This window comes from Vibrio splendidus 12E03, from assembly GCF_000272105.2.
In the GTDB taxonomy this organism is placed as follows: domain Bacteria; phylum Pseudomonadota; class Gammaproteobacteria; order Enterobacterales; family Vibrionaceae; genus Vibrio; species Vibrio splendidus_I.
Window position 1 is genome coordinate 1 of sequence record NZ_AJZD02000307.1, and the last position, 1,794, is coordinate 1,794.

Annotated in this window: 2 protein-coding genes; one reads left to right on the top strand and one right to left on the bottom strand. The window is 43.5% G+C overall.

Features of this window, described 5'->3' with window-relative positions; all coding sequences use genetic code 11:
* On the bottom strand, positions 1 to 818 hold an 818-nt coding region (locus A142_RS19290; protein WP_069591578.1), incomplete at its 3' end, for a LysR family transcriptional regulator.
* A 243-nt stretch (positions 819 to 1,061) separates the two neighbouring features.
* On the opposite strand from A142_RS19290, the gene A142_RS19295 reads away from it, so the two are divergent.
* Positions 1,062 to 1,794: MFS transporter (locus A142_RS19295; RefSeq protein ID WP_019821521.1), on the top strand; the 733-nt coding region annotated here is incomplete at its 3' end.

Sequence of the window (1,794 nt, forward strand, 5' to 3'; positions counted from 1 at the left end):
TGAACCAAATACAGCGTTTCCTCAACTTCTACCTTTGGCGGCACAACGTGTAGCTTGTCTCTATCTGGGAAGTGTTCAACCGCGCCAGCCGGTAACACGGTAAAACCTAACCCTTTTGATACGGGTAGCAAGATCTGGTGAAGCTGATTGATGTAGCCAGATCTTGGTATTTCATTAACGTTGATGTTCGCTAAGTCTTTATCTCCGCATAGGTCGAAATACAAAGACAGATAGTGTGCAGAATCTGGGTGGGCAATCAGGCCAATGTCATTCAATACTTGCGGCGTTATCTCTAAATCAGCAAGGCTGTGGTGAACAATAAGACACAGTGCTTCTTTGCCGATGACTTGGCTTTGGTAGTAGCTGTCGTTCGGGGAATGCCTAACAATGCCGATATCGGTAGTGCCTTCGCTTAGGTCATTCAATATCTTTTTGTTTGGAGCTGCTTCTAAGTTAATGCTCAGATCTTGGTGTTGCTGCTGAAGTTCAAGAAGCTTGGGATAAAGACGTAAAGAGAGTGAACCCGAACAGGATAGATGACATTGCCCAGCATAAGGATTGTCAAAACTCAGAGATTCGAATAAATCTTCTTGGTCTTTTTCTAGCTTGAGCGCATAGCGATACATAATCCGACCCTGTTCGGTCAGCTCGAAGCTTTTATTTTCTCTCGATAACAGGTCACAATTGCAAGCTTGTTCAAGCTTCTTGATGTGTTGGCTGACTCCAGGTTGTGTCATGTACAACTTTTCGGCCGTTTGGGTGAAATGACCAACTTCAACCAGAGTCTTAAACGTATTGAGCCAAAGTGGATTGATCATACTCACCTTCAAATGCTAAAGCCTATAAACAACAAAGCCAGTAAATAACAGAAAATTATTATTATCTTAAGTAATGATAATTTCAACTCTAGCGTCTTAAGTAACGCTAATCAAAGTCATATGGTGCTAACACTTTATATTGGTCTATTGGCCGCTTTGTAGAGTTCCTATGAGTAACAAAGTGTTGCGACTTTGTTGATTATTTGGTCTATTGACCAACTGTGCTCATATTTAGGAACGAAGATGAATAGAAATGTTTGGCTGCTCTCACTGTGTCAGGCCTTGTTGATGACGGGTAACATATTACTGATCTCTGTGATTGGTTTGATCGGTAAGCAGATTGCGCCCAGTGTCAGTATGATTACTTTGCCCGTTGCGCTGCAGTTTTTAGGCTTAATGGCAGCCACGATTCCTGCGTCTTTGATTTCAGGTAAGCTAGGACGAAAGAGAGGGTTTAGCATTGGTAACGTCGTTGGCATTACAGGGGCAAGCCTTGCTACTTACGCCATATCTCAGCAGCATTTCTACTTGTTTTGTTTCGCCACATTTTTGCTCGGGATAGGCATTGGTTTTGGTACGCTTTATCGCTTCGCTGCTATCGAAGTGTGTGATGAAAACGCAAGAAATCGCGCGATTTCTATTTCGATGGCTGGTGGCGTTCTTGCTGCTGTATTAGGGCCAAACTTAGCGATCATGTCTCAGCAGTGGTCGCAAGATGGCCTGTATATTGGCGCCTTTGCTTCTTTGATTGGTTTGAACATTCTTGCATTACTCATCCTACAAACTATTCAATTTCCAAAGGTCTCTTTTAATAGTCAGGCGCCTAAAGCCGATCCTCTCAGTGTGATTGTGAAAGCGCCTAACTTTATCGGCGCTGTGTTCGCAGCTATGGTCGCTTATGCCGTGATGAACATTCTAATGACAGCAACACCATTGGCAATGATCGGCTGTGGATTCGACTTTACTAAAGCCGCCG